Annotated in this window: 17 protein-coding genes and 1 pseudogene; 7 read left to right on the top strand and 11 right to left on the bottom strand. The window is 36.2% G+C overall.

Translation table 11 applies throughout. The features are described 5' to 3' along the window. Positions 1–74: 74 nt before the first annotated feature. The 8 genes and pseudogenes from AB3X49_RS08125 to AB3X49_RS08090 all read right to left on the bottom strand — a co-directional run. A complete protein-coding gene (locus tag AB3X49_RS08125) occupies positions 75–512 on the bottom strand; it encodes a GNAT family N-acetyltransferase (protein ID WP_002029848.1) in 438 nt (145 codons plus the stop codon). 14 nt (positions 513–526) lie between these two features. Continuing rightward, the gene (locus AB3X49_RS08120) at positions 527–817 is read right to left on the bottom strand and encodes a DUF4022 family protein (RefSeq protein ID WP_033708800.1); all 291 of its coding nucleotides are present in this window, start codon (positions 815–817) and stop codon (positions 527–529) included. A gap of 18 nt (positions 818–835) precedes the next feature. Next, positions 836–2,665 carry a monovalent cation:proton antiporter family protein gene (locus tag AB3X49_RS08115; protein ID WP_367961427.1) on the bottom strand — a complete coding sequence of 610 codons (1,830 nt, stop codon included), beginning with the start codon at positions 2,663–2,665 and terminating at the stop codon, positions 836–838. Between the two features lie 269 nt (positions 2,666–2,934). Next, entirely contained in the window at positions 2,935–3,246 is a 312-nt protein-coding gene (qoxD, locus tag AB3X49_RS08110; RefSeq protein WP_002029843.1) for a cytochrome aa3 quinol oxidase subunit IV, read from the bottom strand. Then, the gene (qoxC, locus tag AB3X49_RS08105) at positions 3,247–3,849 is read right to left on the bottom strand and encodes a cytochrome aa3 quinol oxidase subunit III (protein WP_002029841.1); all 603 of its coding nucleotides are present in this window, start codon (positions 3,847–3,849) and stop codon (positions 3,247–3,249) included. 13 nt (positions 3,850–3,862) lie between these two features. Beyond that, positions 3,863–5,797 carry a cytochrome aa3 quinol oxidase subunit I gene (gene qoxB, locus AB3X49_RS08100; RefSeq protein WP_002063826.1) on the bottom strand — a complete coding sequence of 645 codons (1,935 nt, stop codon included), beginning with the start codon at positions 5,795–5,797 and terminating at the stop codon, positions 3,863–3,865. Between the two features lie 33 nt (positions 5,798–5,830). Next, complete coding sequence (gene qoxA, locus AB3X49_RS08095; protein WP_002010605.1) at positions 5,831–6,706, bottom strand: cytochrome aa3 quinol oxidase subunit II; 876 nt, start codon at positions 6,704–6,706, stop codon at positions 5,831–5,833. Between the two features lie 294 nt (positions 6,707–7,000). After that, a pseudogene (locus AB3X49_RS08090) lies at positions 7,001–7,208 on the bottom strand (amino acid permease); the annotation flags it as partial. A 409-nt stretch (positions 7,209–7,617) separates the two neighbouring features. Between AB3X49_RS08090 and AB3X49_RS08085 the strand changes: the two are divergent. From AB3X49_RS08085 to AB3X49_RS08055, 7 genes are all read left to right on the top strand, one after another. Further along, positions 7,618–8,328: a C39 family peptidase gene (locus tag AB3X49_RS08085; RefSeq protein ID WP_367961431.1), complete on the top strand. Its 711-nt coding sequence runs from the start codon at positions 7,618–7,620 to the stop codon at positions 8,326–8,328. Positions 8,329–8,457: 129 nt separating this feature from the next. Continuing rightward, positions 8,458–9,633: an amidohydrolase gene (locus AB3X49_RS08080; protein ID WP_002167120.1), complete on the top strand. Its 1,176-nt coding sequence runs from the start codon at positions 8,458–8,460 to the stop codon at positions 9,631–9,633. A gap of 1 nt (position 9,634) precedes the next feature. Beyond that, a complete protein-coding gene (locus AB3X49_RS08075; protein WP_002029838.1) occupies positions 9,635–9,832 on the top strand; it encodes a DUF3311 domain-containing protein in 198 nt (65 codons plus the stop codon). Continuing rightward, a complete protein-coding gene (locus AB3X49_RS08070) occupies positions 9,829–11,301 on the top strand; it encodes a sodium:solute symporter family protein (RefSeq protein WP_367961422.1) in 1,473 nt (490 codons plus the stop codon). Before AB3X49_RS08075 ends, AB3X49_RS08070 begins: the two co-directional genes overlap by 4 nt. A gap of 101 nt (positions 11,302–11,402) precedes the next feature. Continuing rightward, positions 11,403–12,881, top strand: a complete 1,479-nt coding sequence (gerLA, locus tag AB3X49_RS08065) for a spore germination protein GerLA (RefSeq protein ID WP_080019353.1) — start codon at positions 11,403–11,405, stop codon at positions 12,879–12,881. Beyond that, positions 12,882–14,006, top strand: coding sequence for a spore germination protein GerLB (gene gerLB, locus AB3X49_RS08060; protein ID WP_367961420.1), 1,125 nt, complete (start codon positions 12,882–12,884; stop codon positions 14,004–14,006). It begins immediately after the preceding gene. Further along, positions 13,990–15,156 (top strand): Ger(x)C family spore germination protein, encoded by a 1,167-nt coding sequence (locus AB3X49_RS08055; RefSeq protein ID WP_012260329.1) that lies wholly within the window; start codon positions 13,990–13,992, stop codon positions 15,154–15,156. The genes gerLB and AB3X49_RS08055 overlap by 17 nt, the downstream gene beginning before the upstream one ends. A 203-nt stretch (positions 15,157–15,359) precedes the next feature. On the opposite strand, the gene AB3X49_RS08050 is transcribed toward AB3X49_RS08055, so the two are convergent. The 3 genes from AB3X49_RS08050 to AB3X49_RS08040 are packed head-to-tail and all read right to left on the bottom strand — an operon-like array spanning position 15,360 to position 17,714. Further along, complete coding sequence (locus AB3X49_RS08050; RefSeq protein WP_088038481.1) at positions 15,360–16,760, bottom strand: nucleoside recognition domain-containing protein; 1,401 nt, start codon at positions 16,758–16,760, stop codon at positions 15,360–15,362. Beyond that, a complete protein-coding gene (locus AB3X49_RS08045; RefSeq protein WP_050000784.1) occupies positions 16,738–17,460 on the bottom strand; it encodes a FeoB small GTPase domain-containing protein in 723 nt (240 codons plus the stop codon). Before AB3X49_RS08045 ends, AB3X49_RS08050 begins: the two co-directional genes overlap by 23 nt. Next, complete coding sequence (locus AB3X49_RS08040) at positions 17,457–17,714, bottom strand: FeoA family protein (RefSeq protein WP_002090873.1); 258 nt, start codon at positions 17,712–17,714, stop codon at positions 17,457–17,459. Before AB3X49_RS08040 ends, AB3X49_RS08045 begins: the two co-directional genes overlap by 4 nt. Between the last annotated feature and the right edge of the window lie 109 nt (positions 17,715–17,823).

The following is a 17,823-nucleotide window of genomic DNA, read 5'->3' as shown; positions in this document are numbered from 1 at the left end:
ACATATATATGAAAAAAATAAAAAGTGAAAATGAAATATAAGAAAAGCTTTCTGCATATTGCAGAAAGCTTTTCTTATATTTCTTTATACATTACTTTATGTAGTCCTATTGGATCAATCTCGAAGATTTCACCATGCTCATGGAAGCCTAATCGTTTGTAATAATCCGCTACGGTAATTCGCGCATTACACCATAGAATATTTGCTTCGCGTTCTTGGAGGACTTGTTCAGCTTTACGGATTAAGGAGCTGCCAGCATGCTGGTTTCGGAAATTAGGTAATGTTGCCATTCCTCGTAGACGATAGTGGGTACCAGCTTGTAAATCAGGATGTATTTCTTTAGAGAAAGAGGCGATACTAACAAGTTCATCATATAAAAATGCACCTAAATGAAAGGCGTCTGTTTCGTAATCTGAATCGTATTTACAATCTTCTAATGATTGATTGGGGCGCAAAACCTTTTGACGTAATAAGTATGTTTCAGATGCATCAATATGTTTCACTGTAATCATAATATCATCCTTTCTTATAAGCCTTTTTCTATAAGTTGTAAGAAGAAATATGCGGGTGCAACGAGAAGTCCTAGTATGCTAGCTGTTCCGAGAAGGAGTGAAATTAAGAGACAAAAGTACTTAATTCTATTCGATTTTTTCCATCCGTAACTACAAATTTCAATGCTAATACCGATGAGAATAATGGCGACGAGTACTTCTGCTAATAATAAGAGAGCTAAAGTTGAAATAGACATAATGTGATTCATCCTCATAATATGTGATAGTAACATTTTACCATATGAAATTGAAAAAATGCCCCTCATTTATGTGAGGGGCATTTTCTATTCTAATATGTTTTTCATTGTATCAATATGTTCTTTTGAACCCGTTACAAGTAAAGTATCGCCATGCTGTAACTTCGTATCACCATGTGGTATTAATGCTTTATTACCACGGTAAATTTGAATGACAAGTACATCACCTAGAAACGGAAGGCGACGAAGTGCTAAGCCGTTATATTTATTACTTCGTAGTTCAACCTCACGCACCGTTTCATTTGCTGTTGTAATCAAGCGAACGAGACTCGGTTTATCAATAAGTGCACGTAATAAAATACGTGTAGAGTTAATAGTCGAGAATACAGCGATATGTTCTTGAGTCGCTTTTTCTTGTAGAAGGGGATCTTCTACACTTGCGATGACGTGTTCAACACCTAATTCTTTTGCGTGTTCTGCTAATAATAAGTTTTGTTCATCATCACTTGTCGCAACAACAACACGGTCTGCTTCGAAAGCTTGTTGCTCCATTAAAGATTGAATAGTAATCTCATCTAATTTTACAATAGGGAAGTCATGAGATTTCGCTTCCTCATCATTTATTTTATTATGACGTATCATATATAGTGTTACGTCATAATCTTCACGTTTTAAATCAAGTGATAACGGAAGGGTAATTCTGCTTGCACCAATAATAGATACTTTCGGTTTTGGTGTTTCCACTTTTGGAAACATCTTTTTAAATAATATAGGTGCAAAAATACAAGTAATAACTGCACTTAAAATAAGAGATGCTGATAAACTTGGGCTAATGATGCCTAGCTTTTCACCGATTTGTGCAGCCGCAATAACTAAAGAAAGTGTTGATGTTAACAAAATAGCACTTCCGAGTACGATATTGCGTGGGTACCATTTTCGTAAGACGAGTGATGGCAACAGTTTTGAAATAAAGAGTCCCACAATTAGAATTGGGATCATTAGCATACTAGAAGGCTCGTTAAAAATAGACCATACTTCTAGATTTACACCAACCATTACGAAGAAAATAGGAATGAAGAAGCCATATCCGATGGAATCAAGTTTTTCAATCATATCTTCATTTGGTGATAATAAAGATACGAGTACACCTGCTAAAAAGGCTCCCAAAATATTTTCTGCCCCAACAGATTCAGATAATCCAACTAATATTAAGATGAGTGCAAAAACAGCTCGTGTATCAATTTGTACACTACCGGCTTTTAAGCTTTCTAGGTATGGAATATTTTTAAACCGTCTTGCGACAAAGTAAATTACAATACCAGCACCGAATAGAAGAAGTAGAAGCCACATGCTTTGGCCACTTTCGGAATTTAATCCGACGAATACAGCGAGTAAAATCATTGTAACTAAGTCTGCAATAACAGCGACTAATAAAATGATTTGCCCGATTGCGGTTTTTCCTAAGTTATTTTCTTTCAATGTTGGTACGACAACACCTAAAGAAATAGTTGAAATAATTAAAGTCATGAACATTGCATTGTCTACGAATCCTAGCCATACGAATATTAATGATAGGGCATAAGATAAAATGAAAATAAACAAGAAGATAATGCTTGCTGCTTGGAATGTGTTCGGTTCGTTTGTCGTATTCTTTTTCCCTTTTTGTTTAAAGATCGAAAAGTCAATTTCTAAACCACTTAAAAACATTAGGAAGATAAACCCTAGTGTTGATAAGACTTGAAGCCACATATCGGGCTCAATGATGTTAAATCCACTTTTACCTACAAAGATTCCTGCGATAATTTCTGCAACAACGACAGGAAGTGCTTTTAATTTAAAGCGCTGTAACAAAAGGGGAACGAAAAACGCGATTGCGACGACAACCATAAGTGATAGAACAGAAGAATGATGTTCCATTGCGTTCTCTCCCTTCAAATAAATATAGTAACTATTTAGCCATATAATAGGAAGAAAAGCAACGGATATGGTTTCGATTTTATAAAGAAAGAGTTTTCTTAACATTTGTCATAATAAGTATATTTTTCATGATTTTGTTGTTAATTCCGTAATGTGGATGTAATAGGGGGAGGGGATAAAGTGAAACTTTAATCAGTGGGGGTCTTACTGCTCGTTAATAGGGGATAAAAAAAGACTGCTGAGGAATCCCAGCAGTCTTTTCATGCAAATTACATTGAGAAGAAGATCCATACAGTAAGTCCAACTGTTGCAGTTGCAACGAAGAAACTGTATATCATTGTAAGAACTTGAATTCTTCCTTCTCCTTCTTTTAAGTGCATGAACATAATTAATTGTAATAACGCTTGCGCAACTGCCATTATGATGATAGTTGTTAATATCGTTGAAAGTGGCAGGTTTGTGTAAAGTGCCACGTATAACGCTAGAAACGTTAGTGCAAGCGATAAAATAAATCCGAAAACGTGTGACCATGGGAATCCGCTATGCCCATGCCCGTTTGCTTGGTTGTTATTTTGACCCATTTACGCCACCATCCCGTTCAAGTAAACTAGTGTGTAAATAAAGACCCAAACAAGATCAAGGAAATGCCAGTATAAGCTGATAATAAATACTTTACGAGCTGTAACTGGTGTTAAACCTCGTTTTAAAATTTGGATAATAACACAAGTTGCCCAGATGATACCACCTGTTACGTGGGCACCATGCGTTCCAAGAAGAACGAAGAATGCCGATAAGAAAGCACTTGTTTGAATCGTTGCACCTTCACCAACGTACAAAATGAATTCTTCAATTTCAAAGAATAGGAAGCCTGCACCTAAAAGTAAAGTCAGGATAAACCAAGCTAACATTCCTTTTTGATTGTGTTTACGCATTTCGTGAATTGCGATCCCACATGTAAAGCTACTTGTTAAAAGTAACAGTGTTTGAATTAAAAGTGTTTTAACTTCAAACAATTGCGCTGGTGTTGGGCCATCAGCCGTACGACCAGCAAGGACTAGATAAGAGGCGAAAAGTGTTGCGAACAGCATAATTTCAGCCCCAAGAAAAATCCAGAATCCTAGGATATTCAATCTGCTTTGCTCGGATTGATATTCCAAAGGTAAGCTTTTATCTAAAGCCGCCATGTCATTTCACCTCTCATGCTATATGTTCTGTTTCTTTAATTTCATCAACGCTTACGTAGTAGCCATCATCATAATCGAATGAACGATAGATTAAGCAACCTAAAATACCAATACCACCGATTGCTGCAATCCAGAACCAGCTAAATACTAATGCAAAACCTGCAAGACCGAAGAATAAAGACGCAATAATAGGCACACCAGAATTACTTGGCATGTGAATTGGTTTTAATTCATCTGCTGTTGGTGTAATTGTTTCTCCACGTTTTTTCATGAACCAGAAAGCATCAGCTTCTTTAATTTCAGGAAGTTTCGCGAAGTTGTAATGTTGTACAGGAGATTGAGTTGCCCATTCAAGTGTACGGCCGTCCCATGGATCTCCAGTTGTGTCACGCTCACCGTGACGTGCACTCCAAATTACGTTATAGCAAAGGATTAGGAAGCCAATAGCCATCATTACAGCACCAACAGATGCGATTTGGTTTAGCCAGCCCCATCCAAGACTTTCAGAGTAAGTGTACATACGACGAGTCATACCGTCTAAACCTAAGAAGTACATTGGGAAGAAACAGATGTTAAATCCGCTCATAAAGATCCAGAATGTCCATTTACCTAGGCGTTCATTTAACATATGACCTGTCATTTTTGGATACCAGTATGTGAATCCAGCAAGCATAGCGAATACTGTACCTGCGATTAATACGTAGTGGAAGTGAGCAATTAGGAAGTAGCTGTTATGGTATTGATAATCAGCTGCTGCCATTCCAAGCATAACCCCTGTAACTCCACCAACTACGAAGTTTGGAATAAATGCCAATGACCAAAGCATTGGAACTGTAAAACGAATACGTCCTTTATACAGTGTAAACAACCAGTTAAAGATCTTAACACCGGTTGGAATCGAAATCGCCATTGTCGAAATCGAGAAGAATGAGTTAACCGCTGGACCTGCACCCATAGTGAAGAAATGGTGAAGCCATACGACGAAACTTAGTAAAGAAATTGCAACCATCGAGTACACCATCGCACTGTAACCGAATAGACGTTTACGTGAGAATGTACTAATGATTTCAGAGAAAATACCGAATGCCGGTAAAATAACAATATATACTTCAGGGTGACCCCATACCCAGAATAGGTTGGCCCATAACATTGGCATACCGCCGCTCGCCATCGTAAAGAAGTGAGCATCGAATAGACGGTCAAATGTCATTAATGCAAGAGCAACTGTTAATACTGGGAAAGCGAAAATAATGATAATTGTTGTAATTAAGATTGACCAAGTAAACATTGGCATTCTCATTAATTTCATACCAGGTGTACGCATTTTTAAGATAGTAACAAGGAAGTTAATACCCGTCATCAGCGTACCGAGACCTGAAATCTGTAATGCAATTGCGTAGTAGTTATTTCCTACACCAGAAGTAAACTCTGTACCTGCCATTGGGAAGTAAGAAGTCCACCCAGCGTCTGGAGAACCACCGATTACGAAAGCGATGTTGAATAACATTGCTCCGACAAAGAATAACCAGAAACTTAAAGCATTTAAGAACGGATATGCAACGTCACGAGCACCAATTTGTAATGGTACTACAAGGTTCATTAATCCCATAACGAATGGCATTGCCATGAAAAGAATCATTACCGTACCATGTGTTGTAAAGATTCCGTTATAGTGTTCAGCGTTTAAATAAGTTGTTTCCGGGAATGTTAACTGGGCACGAATCATTAAACCATCCATACCACCACGGAATAACATTATAACGGCAGAGATAATATACATGGTCCCTATTTTTTTATGGTCAACAGTTGTCAACCACTCATCCCAAAGCCATCTCCATTTTTTGTACTTTGTTAGTACGAAAAGAATCGCTAATGTCACAAGAACGATAGAAGCGTCAGCTCCGTAAATAATCGGGTCACCTGTGACAAAAAATTCATCAAGCTTCACTGTGTTCACTCCAATCTGTTGGAATAATAGCTATTATTTTTTGTTTTTGTAGTAGTTGTAATCACAATATTCAAGTGATTTTGGATCTACATAACTTAAGTGGTGACTAGAGAACGTCATACGCCCCACTACACCAGGTTTAATAATTTCGTTATATTTCTTTTCTGATAATTTAGGGGCAGTTTCTTGTACTTCTTTTACCCACTTATCATATTTCTCTTTAGTTTTTGCTTCAACTTCGAATTCCATGTGAGTAAATCCTTCACCAGAGAAGTTCGAGCTACGACCTAGGTAAGAACCTGGTTTGTCAGCTTGTAAATATAAGTCCATGATCATGCCATCCATTGTATACTTCATACCACCAAGTTCTGGTACCCAGAAAGCATTCATTGGACCTACAGAAGTCAGTTTAAATTGAATTGGTACACCAGCTGGGATGTTTAAATAGTTAACGGTTTCAATTTTTTCCTCCGGGTAACTAAATAACCATTTCCAGTTTGCAGATGTAACATAAATTTCAACTGGTTTAATATGTTTGGACTCTTGCGGAACCTCTTCCGAAGCATAAGTTGCTTTAACTGTTGGAATCGATAATGCGATAACGATAATAACAGGAATAATTGTCCAAATGATTTCTAATAATGTGTTACCATGTTGATCAGGTGGCTCATAGTCCATATTCTCTGGTTTTTCACGATAACGAATCAAGATGACTGTAAACAAGATGAATACAATTGCGATAATTAATGACATAAGCAAGAATGACCAAACAATTAAATCATACTGTGCTTTTGCAACAGGTCCTTGCGGATTTAATACTGCGAGTTTTTTATCACAGCCACCGAGGAACAGAAGTAATGATAACGGAAGAAGCGAAGCCAACTTCCAAAATGCTTTCTTTAGTTGCACGATTGAAAATCTCCTTTCTCCTTGGATTGAAACTATGCCAATAAAACAATATAAACCTATTAATTTATAGATGGCAATAGTTTTTGTTATATTGTTAAAAAATAGACACAAATGCACGCTTTTTAAGGTGAATATCATTTGTAACTTGATAACATTGTAAACTATTTTCCAGATAAAAACGTGATTGTGGGAATTTTAAGATAAATAAAGTTATACCAACATACCCAATAAATAGAAAAAAATTATCTTATCATAAGGAAAGATACTGAATTTTTAATATATTCAGTTTGTTACCTAAGTTATATTTCTTTTTTGCTCAAATGTGACAACTTTCCGAAACTTTAACTCGGTACAAAATGTAACAAATGATCATAAATGGAACCCCGCAATAAAGAGCAATTCTCTGATCTGGAATGAAAGCTAAACTAACAAATGTAAGGAAATTGAGTGAGAAAGCTACGATTGGAACTATTGGATAAAGTGGTGTGCGGTATTTTAATTCTGCTTGTTCTACTTGTTGATTCATATGTCCCTCCCCCCATATTTTTTTGTATGTTTTAACTAGATTTTATTCGGTGCTTTTAATCATTAGTGGGGGTGAAAAACATACTTGGTTTATTTTGTTGTGAACTGAGTATGTAAAGGAAAAACTAACTATGACTAAATACCTTAGAATGTTTATTAACCTAGTGAAGGAAATGGGATTCTTTCACTAGGTTAATAATTTTGTTTTTCAGTAAAATATTCTAAAAAACTATAATATTTCACTTACTATTTCAAATAATCGGAATTTTGAAATGGTATTTGTGAATAATAATTCACAGAATCTTTCTAGCAAACTAGTAAGAAGAAAGGTACAATGATAGGAGTTGCGCCTTTAAAATAATTGATATAATGGAGTTTGGTTTATGATGAAAAAGTTAAAATATATTTTTATTTTCGGTATTATATTTGCTGTCGTGGTTTTTTTCGAGAAAGATAAAATTATGAAAAAGGCACAAGAATTTCGGTTAGACCTTTTCTCTGAGATGAAAGAAAGTGCAATGATTACAGAGGTTCCGTTTATTAGACAGTTACCTGAATTACCTAGAGGTTGTGAAGTGACAAGTTTAACTATGCTACTACAACATAAAGGTGTACAAGTAGATAAGATGCAACTTGCTAGTGAAATTCATCGCGTTCCATTTAAACAAGATGGTTTGCATGGAAATCCGTATGAGGGATTCGTTGGAAATATTTACACGAAAGCTGAGCCGGGATACGGTGTATATAATCAACCGATTTTTAATTTAGCAGAAAAGTATGTTCCTGAAAAAGTAATTAATTTAACGGGTAGAGACGTGCAAGATCTATATAAAGTAATTAGTTCTGGTTCTCCAGTATGGGTAATTATTAATACAACGTTTAAACCATTAGCCGAAAGTAGTTTTGAAACATGGAATACGAGTTCAGGTGAAGTGAAAATTACATATTATGAGCATAGTGTTGTAGTAATTGGATATGATCAAAACTTTGTATACGTAAATGATCCTCTTGCAAACAATCCACGAAAAGCTGTTCCTCGTGCTGAATTTGAAAAGGCATGGGAGCAAATGGGGAAACAAGCAATTACTATTTTATAAAATGAAAAGTCATCTTGAGATGGCTTTTTCTTTTTGAATATTCATTATAGAAAATTCTGAAAATTCTTTCAGAAGTTAACGATTCACGCTATAATAACATTTAACTTGGTAAAGAAGGGGAGAAGAGAAATGGATGTCGCAAAGGAACTTGTTTTATCAAAGAATCAGTTGATTGAGTGGAGAAGGCATTTTCATAAGTATCCAGAGTTATCTTTTCAAGAGGAAAAAACATCTCAATTTGTATTCGACATACTTCGGGAAATCCCGTATTTAGAAGTCTCAAGGCCTACTAAATATAGTGTAATGGCAAGGTTAATTGGTAGGCAGCCTGGTAAAACTATCGCGGTTCGTGCTGATATGGATGCTCTTCCTATTCATGAAGAAAATAAGTTTGATTTTATTTCTATATATCCAGGTGTGATGCATGCGTGTGGTCACGATGGTCACATGGCAATATTGCTTGGTGTAGTACATAAGTTGGTAGAGGAAAGAGAGAAAGTTAAAGGAGAGATTCGCTTTTTATTTCAACATGCAGAAGAAAACTTTCCGGGCGGTGCAGAGGAAATGGTCGCAGCGGGAGTGATGACAGGTGTGGATTACATTATTGGTGCTCATCTTTGGGCGTCATTAGAGGTTGGAAAAGTAGGTGTAATTTATGGTCCTGCGATGGCGGCGCCGGACGTTTTTAAAATTACGATAGAGGGAAAAGGTGGGCATGCTGGAATTCCGCATGAAACAGTTGATAGTATCGCCATTGGTGCGCAAGTAGTTTCGCAAATTCAGCAAATTGTATCTCGCCTCACGAATCCGTTAGATTCTCTCGTAGTATCTGTTACGCAATTTCATTCTGGGACAACTCATAATGTTATCCCGGAACAAGCGGAGATTGAAGGGACAGTGAGAAGTTTAAGGCATGAATTAAGAGAAGAAACAAAGAAGAAGCTTGAAAGGATTGTAAAACATATTACAGAATCCTACGGTGCTAAGTATACATTTTCTTATGAATATGGATATCGCCCAGTTGTGAACGATTATGAAGTTACAGAGCTTATTGAACATACAGCATTACAGCTGTATGGAAGAGAAAGAGTTGTTCGTTTACAGCCAACGATGGCAGGGGAAGATTTTTCAGCATTTTTACAAAAGGCACCAGGGACGTTCTTTTTTATAGGGGCAGGAAATGAAGAGAAGGGAATTATATATCCGCATCATCACCCTCGTTTTACAATTGACGAAGACGCATTACCAATTGGAGTGGAAGTCTTTGTATCATCCATTATGAATTTTATAAGTAAAGGAGAATGAGATGAAAAAAATACACGTGCTAGCACTTATTCCAGTTCTTTGTTTAGTAGTTGGACCAGTATTTGCAAATTCGGTCACTCCTTACGTATGGGGGATGCCATTTTTATTATTTTGGGTACTATTATCAGTGCTCATTACGTCTCTTTGTATGGGTCTTGTGTACGTATTCGATCCTGCTAATAAGGGGGACGTAAAATGACTGTATTATTTATCATTATTATATTTTTGTTTCTCGCACTATTTTTAGGAATTCGGGCACAACATGGAAAAGATATGAATTTAGAACAATGGTCAGTTGGAGGAAGAGGATTTGGAACTATTTTCGTTTTTCTCCTTATGGCAGGGGAAATTTATACGACGTTCACATTTTTAGGAGGAAGTGGCTGGGCTTATAGTAAAGGAGCTCCTACATTTTATATTTTAGGGTATGGTGCATTAGCTTATATTTTATCGTATTTCTTATTGCCTCCAATTTGGAAGTATGCAAAAGAACATAACCTCATTTCACAATCAGATTTCTTTGCGAAGAAATACAGGAGTAAGACGCTTGGGGTAATTGTTTCAATTATTGGTGTTATTTCGATTATCCCGTATCTTGTTTTGCAATTAAAGGGATTAGGAATTATCGTTTCGGAAGCTTCCTATGGAAGAGTGACACCTGTTATTGCGGTATGGATTGGTGCTATTGTTATAACTATTTATGTAATGGTTTCAGGTATACATGGATCGGCTTGGACAGCTGCTTTGAAGGACATTATGATACTATTTATCGTTATGTTTTTAGGTATATATTTACCGTATCACTATTACGGAGGATTTCAACCGATGTTTGAAGCTGTAGAAGCTGCAAAACCAGGTTTTTTATCTTTACCTGAAAAGGGAATGAGTATTTCTTGGTTTGTTTCTACTATTATATTAACGGCTCTCGGTTTTTATATGTGGCCTCATACATTTGCCTCAGCTTTCTCAGCGAAAAGTGAAAAAGTATTTAGGAAAAATGCAGCAATTATGCCTCTCTATTCTTTAGTTTTGCTTTTTGTGTTCTTTGCAGGTTTTGCTGCTATCTTGCAAGTTCCAGGGTTAAAGGGAGCGGATGTAGATCTTTCATTATTCCGTCTGGCTCTTCAAATGTTTGATCCATGGTTTATTGGTATTATTGGTAGTGCAGGAGTGTTAACGGCATTAGTTCCAGGTTCCATGCTTGTTATGGCGGCATCTACGTTGTTAGCAAAAAATATTTACCGAACAATGGTGCCATCTGCTTCAGATAGACAAGTTGCAAAAGTAGCTAAGTTATTTGTACCTGTTGTAACGCTTGTTGCAGTATTGTTTACATTTAAAGGGGGAGAAACGATAGGGGCTCTTCTTTTAATGGGGTACAGTATAGTTACGCAACTTTTCCCTGCACTTGTATGTAGTTTGTTTCCACGTCAAATTATTACGAAGCAAGGAGCGATTGCAGGAATGGGGATTGGGTTGTTAATTGTCGCATATATTACCTTATCTGGTTCAACTATAGCTACGATGTTTCCAAGTTTTCCGCAATATATAAAAGATTTAAATGTAGGTATAGTCGCATTGTTAATGAATATGATTGTGATGTTTATCGTTAGTGGATTCACAAGAAATGTATCTGTAAAGACCGACAATATAATAGTAGAAAAGTAATTCGTATGTTAGAGCTATCTTCGAAAAGAGATAGCTCTTTTTTGTATATATTTTCTTCTATTAGCGGAATCTAACTAAAAACTTGTTGAAAAGGAAGTTAGGTGGGGAAATTGTTAGAGCTAAAAGGTAACTTGTTTGAAGTTATGAAGGAAATTAGAGATGAGTTAGGTTCACCTAATGATTTAACAATTAGAGAAGTTGCTCTTGCTGGTAGTTTTACACGTTGTGCGGTTGTTTTCTTATGTGGATTGACAGATAAGGATAATGTTTATAAATATGTAGTTCGTACACTTCAATATGAAGAAATACCAAATGAAGCAGCTGTGGTTCAGATATTATTGGATCGTTTTATTTCTATTGCAGAAGTCGGTATGAAGACGACTTTTCCAGATATTATAAATGCGGTTTTAGCAGGAGATACAGTCATATTAATTGATAATATTCAAACGGCTATTGTTGTTAATAGTAGAGCTTGGGAAAAAAGAAGTCTAGAGCCTCCAGTGACAGAAGATTTAATACGTGGACCGAGAGTTGGATTAAATGAAGATATTAATGTGAACAAAATGCTAATTCGCCGTGGTTTACGTGATCCGAAGTTACGGTTTCAATCTTATATTATGGGGAAGCGATCGCAGAAAGAAGTAACCCTAGTATATATAGAGGATATTATTAACCCTTACATCGTAAACGAGCTAGATCGGCGTCTTCAATCAATAGTGACAGATGTCATTTTTGAGACAGGAACGATTGAACAATTAATTCAAGATAATAATTTATCGCCGTTTCCGCAGTTTTTAAATACAGAAAGACCAGATAATATAGTGGCTGCATTGGCGAAAGGGAAAGCGGCCATTTTAGTAGATGGGTCACCATTTGCTCTTATAGCTCCACTAGTGTTTGTTGATATTTTTCAATCTGTAGAAGATCATTATGAGCGTTGGGTAATTGGAACGTTATTAAGAATATTACGTATGGGATCAGGTATCGCTGCTGTTTTATTACCTGCCATGTACGTAGCGCTTGTATCGTATCATCAAGGGCTTATTCCATCTAAACTAGCTTATTCCATTGCGGGAGCGAGAGAAGGGGTACCGTTTCCTGCTTATATAGAAACGTTAATGATGGCATTAACGATGGAATTAATACGAGAAGCCGGGATTAGGCTTCCGAAACCGATGGGACAAACAATTGGCATCGTAGGCGGTCTTGTAATTGGAGAAGCGGCAGTAAATGCGGGGATTGTAAATCCGTTTTTAGTAATTATTATTGCGGTTACCGCAATTGCTACATTTTCACTTCCTGTATATAGCATTACGATTACATTTCGAATTTTACTTTTCGTCTTCGTGTTAGCTGCAACTGCTTTTGGGTTATACGGAATCATTTTAGCTCTTATTGCACTGGCGATCCATATTACAAATTTAAAGAGTGTTGGGGTACCGTATACAACACCTATTGCTCCTGCTTTTTATAAAGATTGGGAAGAAGAATTGGTTCGCCTACCAAAATCAATGTTAAAAGAGAGACCAGAATATTTACAAACGAAAGACTCTACACTACGTCCAAAGGAGCGAGAGTAATTGAAACCATTTGAATATGGGGATGAAGAAATTGGATCTCGGGAACTTGGTTTTGCGGTATCGTCAACAATTATCGGTATAGGTGCATTATCTATGCCTCGAGATATTGCTGACCAAACTTTATTTTCGGATGGTTGGATTATTTTGCTTTTGGGTGGATTGATATGTGCGGTTTTAGGTTGGTTTGTAACGAGGATAGCTATTTTATTCCCAAAACAAAACTTTGTTCAATATACAAGTGCACATTTGACGAAGCCTGTTGCATACACAATTAGTAGCATTTTAGTATTAACATTTGCAGCTTTGACAGCATATGAATCGCGAATGATTGCGGTTATTTCACAAACATATTTATTTAGTGATACACCAATACAGCTATTGTCTTTCTTCTTCTTATTAGTTGTTATTTATGGAGTAGCAGGATCGAGAGCGGCTTTAGTAAGGTTAAATGTTCTATTCTTACCTATCGTGTTCATTGCGATAGTGTTGCTTTCTTTATTGAATGTGAATTTAATGGAAATAAACAATTTACTACCAGCTTTTCAAACGAACGCAAGTCAATATGCTGTAGGAGTTAAAAATTCTATTTTCACATTTATCGGATTTGAGGTAGCTCTGTTTTATGCTGTGATGTTGAACGATAAGACAGCGAAAAAAGCGCCAATGGCAGTTGCAAAAGCAGTGATGGTAAATGTGCTGTCATACATTTTAATTTATGTAACTTGTATTAGCGTTTTTTCGTATATGACAACCCGTGGATTGACGTATCCAACAATTGAATTGGGTAAAGAAATTGAAATTGGTGGAGGTTTTTTAGAAAGATTTGATGCCATTTTTTTTACTACTTGGATTATTACTATTTATAACACTACAGCAATGTATTATGACGTCGCATCTTTATTATTTTGTGCTATGTTTCCGAAAGTGAAGAAACATATTTTCATTTTTGTAAGTGCCCCGATTATTTTTATGGCGAATATGATACCTAGTAATTTGAATGATTTGTCAAGTTATGGGACTTATTTAGCTTGGATAGATATGGGGTTTGTCGTGCTAGTGCCTTTGTTAGTTTTTATTGTATATAAAATAAAAAGAAGGAATGGTAGAAATGAAACACCTTCTTAAAATTATAATGGTTATGGTTTTAGCTGGATCTATAAGTGGGTGCTCTGAGCTAGAAGAAATAGAAGAAAGAGGATTTGTAGTAGGCGCAGCTTACGATATTGTGAAGGAAAAGAAATCGAATCCAATTATGAAAGGGACGTATCAGATGGTACTTCCCAGTAAGTTAGCGCAACAAGGTGGCCAAGGCGGTGGAGATAGTGAAAATTATATTAATGTTAGTGCGAAAGCAGATAGTGTCTTTGAGCAAATACGAATTATTGCTAAAAAAATTAGTCGCTCACTATTCTTTCCGCATATACAAGTGATAATTTTTTCTAAAGATTTACTAGCGAATCCATATGTTTTACAAAATACGTTAGATGTATATATTCGTGATCACGAGATGAGAAGAAATATTCGTTTGTTCGTTTCTAAGAAAAATGCAGAAGCTATTTTAAAGCAGAGTGCCAAGCCTGAGAACTTACCGGCACAGTATATTGATATGTTAGCTGAGCATCCTCCGAAAAATGCTCAAATGATTGAAGCTGCAAGAATTGGTGAGGTACAGCAAAAAATGATTGCTAACCAAAGTTTCGTATTACCTATTCTCGAACTAACAAAGCAGGGGGTACAAATGAACGGGGCAGCGTTGTTTCGTGGAAAAGATAATAAGTGTGTAGGCAGTTTGAATGGAGAAGAAACATTAGGAATGAATTATGTAATAGGTAAAAAAATTGGAGGGTTCTATACTATCCGTAAACAAGGTCAGCTTGTTACATACGAAATTCATAAGATGCACCGAAAGATTAAAGTATCTACGGAAAATGCTACAAAACCGAAGTTTGATATCCATTTATCTTTGGAAGGGACCTTAGCAGAGTTGCATTTTAGTGATCATAAACAAATTATGAATGAAAAGCGATTAAAGAAAACCATTGCGGAGGAAATGGAGAAGCGTATCCAAAAATCGATTAAGCTTGTTCAAAAAAAATATAAGGTAGATGTATTAGCGTTAGGAGAAGTATATAAGCGGCATAATTATAAAGAATGGAAGAAGATAGATAAGAATTGGGATCAAGGTGAAAATTATTTTAGTAATGCTGAGGTTACTGTTCATGTTCATCCGACAATTGAGCATTCAGGTTCAGCTTTACCGAAGAGAGTGAAATAAGGTGATTTAAGTTGTTTACTGGACTAGGAATTAGTTGCACGATATTAATGGCGATTCTTCCGGGAGCCATATACTCCATTCATAAAAAAATCACAACGTATGGAGCTCAGCCGTGGAAAGAAAAAAAGAAACCTGAATAATTTCAGGTTTCTTTCGCGCAAAGCATATGTGAAGGGGGATACCTTCTATGTATGCTTTGTTTTTTATACAAGTCCTAACCAATGTACCAATTGTGTAGAGAGGAATGTAACAACAATTGCGATAACAGTAGGGATTGCGAACGATAAGAATGTCCATTTTGCACTTTTTGTTTCTTTATATATGTTAACTAGTGTTGTTCCACACGGGAAATGAAGGAGTGAGAACAACATTGTGTTTAAAGCTGTTAACCAAGTCCAACCATTTTCTAAGAATAGATTTTTAATTTGATTAAAATCATCTATTTCAGTTAAAGCGCCAGTTGATAAGTAAGACATTAATAAAATCGGGATGACAATTTCATTAGCTGGTAGCCCAAGAATGAATGCAGCTAGAATAAAGCCGTCAAGTCCTAACATTTTAGCGAATGGATCTAGAAAGTTTACAAAATACATAAGTAAGCTTGTGTCACCGATGAAAATATTAGCAAGTAACCAAGTTAATGCAGCTGCAGGGGCAGCTACAACTACAGCTCGTTTTAAAACATATATTGATTTATCGAGTGTTGCACGTACAATTGTATTCCAAATTTTTGGTTTGCGGTATGGCGGTAACTCTAGTGTGTAGTGAGTTGGAACGCCTTTTAAAGCTGTTTTCGATAGTACCCAAGAAACAGTTAATGTCATAATAACACCAATTACAACCATTCCAACTACGACACCTGCAGTAACAAATGTTTGCATACTTCCTGTATAGCCAGCGGCCATAAATAGTGAAGCCATTAAAATTAACATAGGCCAGCGCCCATTACATGGAACGAAGTTGTTTGTTAAGATTGCAAGCATACGTTCACGTGGTGATTCAATAATACGTGTTGACATAATGGCAGCTGCATTACAACCGAATCCCATTGCCATTGTTAAAGATTGCTTGCCATGTGCACCAGATCGTTTGAATAAGCGGTCCATGTTAAATGCGACACGTGGTAAATATCCGTAGTTTTCTAATAGTGCGAACATAGGGAAAAAGATTGCCATAGGTGGTAACATAACGCTTATAACAGCACTGGTACCACGGAATAAACCAAGTATTAAAATGCCATGTAACCATTCAGGTGCATGCATTGCTTGGAACCAAGATGTTAAATATCCTTCTACCCAGCCAAAGAACTTAGCAATCATATCAGAAGGTACGTTAGCGCCTGCAATTGTAAGATAAAAAATAATAGATAAAATACCGAGCATAATTGGGAATCCCCAGATTGGAGATGTGAAAATTTTATCTAGTTTTTCAGAACGATACAATTTATCGGTATTTGTATATTGAACAGCTTCTTTACATATACTTGCGGAGGTTCGATAAATATCTCCGACAATATCATCTCGTATATCTTCTTTTGAAAGTGTTTGTGCATGTTGAACAATATAGTCCAGCGGAAGAGCTTTACTGGCTGAGTGAGATTCCATTGATTATAACCTCCCTTACAAGTGGTTCGTTATGATGTTTTTGAAGTGTAGTTAAGAAATTTTTATCTCCATCTAATATACGTAATGCAATCCAACGTGCTGGATACGTATCACCGAATACTTTATAAATTTGTGGTTCTAATTCTTGAATCATATTTTCGATTTTATCGTTATAAGTAATTTTAATTGGTGTTGGAATTAGTTTTTTATTTGCTACTTTAGCGATGACATTTAGCAAATGACCAATGCCTAATCGGTTGCGAGCAGAAATCTTCACTACAGGTACACCGAGTGATTTTGCTAATTTCTTTTCGTCAATAATGATTCCTTTTTTCTCCGCTTCATCAATTAAGTTAATACAAATGACCACATCGTTTGTCATTTCCATCACTTGGAGTGCTAAATTTAAATTTCTCTCCATTGCAGTTGCATCTATAACAACTACAGTTACTTCTGGTTTTTCAAATATAATATAATCTCGTGCTACTTCTTCATCTGCCGAATTTGAATACAGTGAGTAAGTTCCAGGTAAATCTATTATTGTATATATATTTCCGCCATGCTTATATTCCCCTTCAGCCTTTAAAACAGTTTTCCCCGTCCAGTTTCCAGTATGTTGTTTTAAGCCTGTTAAAGTATTAAATAATGTACTTTTCCCGGTATTCGGGTTACCAGCTAACGCAATGCGATGGTTACTCATCTGAAATCATCTCCTATTAATACCCCGAAAATAAGGGAGCTTTCTTCACTACGCAGTGCAATAGTTGTGTTGCTTACTTGATAAGCGACTGGGTCTCCAAGTGGGCTGCGTTGTAATACTTTAATTGTCGCTCCAGGAAAAAAGCCTAAATCTAATAAACGTCGTTTCATAGTTCCTTCTAATTGTATCTTCTCAATTTGTACAAATTCCCCTGTTCTGAATTCGGAAAGGGGTTTAGTATTAGCCGATACCATAAAAGTTACCTCATCTCTATATTTTTAGTTTTAGTTTAAAAAGTTTCCTTAGGTAAACTTTTTGATACTAATATAGTAGACTACATTTAATGATGCTGTCAATTAGTAC

Source organism: Bacillus sp. C30 (assembly GCF_040838255.1).
Taxonomy (GTDB): Bacteria; Bacillota; Bacilli; order Bacillales; family Bacillaceae_G; genus Bacillus_A; species Bacillus_A mycoides.
The sequence above is the reverse complement of the archived record's forward strand: the minus strand, read 5'-3'. Positions and strand labels throughout refer to the sequence as shown.

Bases quoted from the DNA above. Each gene is read 5' to 3' on its own strand.
- AB3X49_RS08125 (WP_002029848.1), bottom strand. From the start codon at position 512: ATGATTACAGTGAAACATATTGATGCATCTGAAACATACTTATTACGT.
- AB3X49_RS08120 (WP_033708800.1), bottom strand. From the start codon at position 817: ATGAGGGGCATTTTTTCAATTTCATATGGTAAAATGTTACTATCACAT.
- AB3X49_RS08115 (WP_367961427.1), bottom strand. From the start codon at position 2,665: ATGGAACATCATTCTTCTGTTCTATCACTTATGGTTGTCGTCGCAATC.
- qoxD (WP_002029843.1), bottom strand. From the start codon at position 3,246: ATGGGTCAAAATAACAACCAAGCAAACGGGCATGGGCATAGCGGATTC.
- qoxC (WP_002029841.1), bottom strand. From the start codon at position 3,849: ATGGCGGCTTTAGATAAAAGCTTACCTTTGGAATATCAATCCGAGCAA.
- AB3X49_RS08085 (WP_367961431.1), top strand. From the start codon at position 7,618: ATGAAAAAGTTAAAATATATTTTTATTTTCGGTATTATATTTGCTGTC.
- AB3X49_RS08080 (WP_002167120.1), top strand. From the start codon at position 8,458: ATGGATGTCGCAAAGGAACTTGTTTTATCAAAGAATCAGTTGATTGAG.
- AB3X49_RS08075 (WP_002029838.1), top strand. From the start codon at position 9,635: ATGAAAAAAATACACGTGCTAGCACTTATTCCAGTTCTTTGTTTAGTA.
- AB3X49_RS08070 (WP_367961422.1), top strand. From the start codon at position 9,829: ATGACTGTATTATTTATCATTATTATATTTTTGTTTCTCGCACTATTT.
- AB3X49_RS08055 (WP_012260329.1), top strand. From the start codon at position 13,990: ATGAAACACCTTCTTAAAATTATAATGGTTATGGTTTTAGCTGGATCT.
- AB3X49_RS08050 (WP_088038481.1), bottom strand. From the start codon at position 16,760: ATGGAATCTCACTCAGCCAGTAAAGCTCTTCCGCTGGACTATATTGTT.
- AB3X49_RS08045 (WP_050000784.1), bottom strand. From the start codon at position 17,460: ATGAGTAACCATCGCATTGCGTTAGCTGGTAACCCGAATACCGGGAAA.
- AB3X49_RS08040 (WP_002090873.1), bottom strand. From the start codon at position 17,714: ATGGTATCGGCTAATACTAAACCCCTTTCCGAATTCAGAACAGGGGAA.